At 31.7% G+C, this 3,547-nt stretch carries 3 protein-coding genes, 1 pseudogene and 1 other annotated feature; all 4 genes and pseudogenes read left to right on the top strand.

Going from position 1 to position 3,547, the window contains the following annotated elements; translation table 11 throughout:
• Window positions 1-220: pseudogene (locus AYC61_RS19615) on the top strand (ketol-acid reductoisomerase); the annotation flags it as partial.
• 426 nt (window positions 221-646) lie between these two features.
• Entirely contained in the window at window positions 647-2,305 is a 1,659-nt protein-coding gene (ilvB, locus tag AYC61_RS19610; RefSeq protein WP_066507200.1) for a biosynthetic-type acetolactate synthase large subunit, read from the top strand.
• A 140-nt stretch (window positions 2,306-2,445) separates the two neighbouring features.
• Window positions 2,446-2,706 (top strand) — a binding site (T-box leader).
• 144 nt (window positions 2,707-2,850) lie between these two features.
• Window positions 2,851-3,087, top strand: a complete 237-nt coding sequence (locus AYC61_RS19605; protein WP_066507199.1) for an ACT domain-containing protein — start codon at window positions 2,851-2,853, stop codon at window positions 3,085-3,087.
• 1 nt (window position 3,088) lies between these two features.
• On the top strand, window positions 3,089-3,547 hold a 459-nt coding region (locus tag AYC61_RS19600; protein WP_162265492.1), incomplete at its 3' end, for an NAD(P)-dependent oxidoreductase.

Genomic DNA, 3,547 nt, shown 5'->3' with positions numbered 1-3,547 from the left:
TGGAGACTATAAGATTGGTAAACGTATAATATCTGATCAATCGAGAAAAGAAATGAAGAAAGTATTAGAGGAAATACAAACTGGAAAATTTGCAAAAGATTGGATTGCAGAAAACAGCATGAACAGACCAGAGTACAGTGCTTTAAAGAAAAAAGAGTTAGCTCATCCAATAGTAAAAGTAGGGCAAAAGCTGAGAGGTATGATGTCTTGGATAGGATAGAAGGGGTTGCGGGTTGTCTCAAAATGGCGAATTTCTGCGTTGAGTAGAGAACAGAAATCTATGATTTCTTGTGAATTCACTTACTCCTAGGAATGAAAATGAGTAGTGAGTTTCATATATTATCATACGAATAATCATGAGTAGAGAACAGAAATCTACGATTTCTTGTGATTCACTTATTCCTAGGAACGAAGTGAGTAGTGAGCTACATCATAGTACGCTCATATCTGTAAGCAGAGAACCTAAATCTCTGATTTAGTGTGAGTCGCTTACTCCTAGGAAGAATGAGTAGGAGTTTCAAATTATTAGTAATTAGCCTTGAACTTCACGCATTTTGAAACAATCCTTTGGTAGTATTAAAAAAACGATTCAAGACAGGCGAAACAGGCGAAAGATATGTAAATTTTGAGAGAAGGTGAATTTTATATGAGACTTAATGGGGCAGAAATCGTATTACACTGCTTGAAGAAACAAAATGTAGATACCATATTTGGTTATCCAGGGGGAGCGGTAATTCCTCTCTATGATGAGTTATATAAAATGAATAATGAATTTAATCATATGAGGTGTGCTCATGAACAAGGATGTGTACATGCAGCTGATGGATATGCAAGATCAACGGGCAATGTTGGAGTATGTTTTGTTACATCGGGACCTGGAGCAACAAATGCTGTTACAGGTATAGCAACTGCATATATGGATTCTGTTCCATTAGTCGTAATTGCAGGGCAAGTACCAACAAGTTTATTAGGAAGAGATTCCTTTCAAGAAATTGATATTACAGGGATTACAATATCAATAACAAAACATAACTATTTAGTTAAGGATATAATAAAGCTTCCTGAAATTATAAATGAAGCATTTAGTATCGCAAAAACAGGAAGACCAGGACCTGTGTTAATAGATATACCAAAAGATATTTTTTTACAAGAGACTGAGTATGTCAATGGTCAAACTGATGATGAAGAATGCTATACAAAAAAAATAACAAGCAAGTATATGAAAAAAGCAGCAAATATGATTAATAATGCTAAGAGACCTGTTATATATGCAGGAGGAGGAGTTATAACAGCAAATTCTTCAAAGAAATTAATAGATTTTGCTGAAAAAACATCTATACCAGTTGTAAACACGTTAATGGGACTTGGCAATTTCCCAAGAAATAATGAATTATCATTAGGAATGGTCGGGATGCATGGATTTAAAGAAACTAATCGAGCAGTAAACAATAGCGATTTGATAATAGCTCTTGGGGCTAGATTTAGCGATAGAGTAATTGGTAAATCAGACAGTTTTGCATCTAACGCAAAAATAATTCACATTGATATAGATGAAACTGAAGTAAATAAAAATATAGATAGTGAATTAACTTTAATAGGAGATATGAAGGATGTTTTAGATGAGTTATTAAACTACGTTGAAGAGAAGAATAGAGCGGATTGGGTTCAAGAGATAAATAGCTGGAAGATAGAAGATGGAACTAGAGACTTACAATTTATTCCTAAAAATATTTTTAAAGCGTTACAAAAACACTATAATGAAAATACAATTATTGCTACAGATGTAGGTCAACATCAAATGTGGACAGCTCAATATTGGGATTTTAGTAAACCAAGAACCTTTATAACATCAGGAGGCTTAGGAACAATGGGTTTTGGATTAGGTGCTGCATTAGGTGCACAAGTAGGTAATCCAGATAAGAATGTACTTTTAATAACTGGTGATGGAAGTTTTAGAATGAATTGTAATGAATTGAGTACAGTTTCTAAATATAATTTGCCTGTAGTTATAATATTATTTAACAATAGCACGTTAGGAATGGTCAGACAATGGCAAACACTTTTTAGTGGCAGTAGATATTCAGAGACTAATATCTCGCAAGAGGTTAACTATGTAGCATTAGCTCAGGCTTATGGAATAAAAGGTTATCAAGTAAATACCATAACTGATTTAGAAAAAACATTAGAGGAAGTAAGTGTATTTAAAGACAATAAAGCAGTAATGATAGAATGTTTAATAGACAAAAATGAAATGGTTTTACCAATAGTGCCACCGGGAATGCCAATAAATAATCAGATAATATAAAGATATTTTTGATTGCTATAATCAAATAAATTTAAAACATTAAATTAAAAAAGTAAAAAAACTATTGACAAATAAACTACACGATTATATAATAACGATTAATATTTAAAACATTAAAAACATTTAGAATATTAAGAATATTTAAAGCTATGACGGAGAGAAAAATACTATATTTTAATTACAGAGAGCTGACATTTGGTGAGAGTCAGGTGTTAAAGTAAGTATATAATACTCACTCTTGAGCTGCTATAGTTGAACGGTATACCAATTAGACTAAGTCGTGTGCTGGCGTTAAAACAGCTAAGGTTTAATGAGATTGAATTCAAATTTGACCTGAATAGAGATGTAGTTTTTGACTACAAATAGGGTGGTAACGCGCAGAGTAATCTTTCGTCCCTATATACATATATATTTATGTATATAAGGATGGAAGATTTTTTATATAGTTAAGAAACCAAAATGTTTTGGAAATAAATTGATATAAGTTAAGAGTACATACTAATATTTAGATAATTATAAAAACATCTAAAAAGGGAGGTTAAGTTATGCAAAAAACAATTAAAGCTCAACTTAAAAATGGTTTAGATTCGTTAGTAAGAGTTACTAATATTTTGAGGAAAAAAGAGTTTAATATAAAAGATATTAGTATGACTTCAACATCAAATAGATGTTGTTCAGATTTAATAATAACTATCTATGAAAATGAAGGACTTGGAGTAAAGCAAGTAATAAATCAAATGGAAAAAATTATTGATATATATGAAATAAGGGAGGTAAATTAAAATGACAAAAATGTATTATGACAAAGATACCAATTTAGAATTATTGAAAGGAAAAAAAGTTGCGATAATAGGTTATGGAAGCCAAGGACATGCACATGCTTTAAATCTTAGAGATAGTGGAGTAGATGTAGTAGTGGGGCTATATAATGGCAGTAGATCATGGGAAAAAGCAGAGGCAGAAGGGTTAAAGGTATATGAAGTTGCAGAGGCAGCAAAGCAAAGCGATGTAGTAATGATGCTTTTACCTGATACAAAACAAAGTGCAGTATATCAGCAAAGTGTAAAACCAAATTTAAGAGAAGGGGATGCCTTAGCATTTGCACATGGTTTTAATATTCATTTTAATCAAATAGTGCCACCTAAAAATGTTGATGTATTTATGATAGCACCAAAAGGACCAGGACATTTAGTAAGGAGAGTTTATACAGAGGGAAAAGGGGTACCTTCTTTAGTAGCAATA

It is taken from the genome of Abyssisolibacter fermentans, from assembly GCF_001559865.1.
GTDB classification, from domain to species: domain Bacteria; phylum Bacillota; class Clostridia; order Tissierellales; family MCWD3; genus Abyssisolibacter; species Abyssisolibacter fermentans.
The sequence above is the reverse complement of the archived record's forward strand: the minus strand, read 5'-3'. Positions and strand labels throughout refer to the sequence as shown.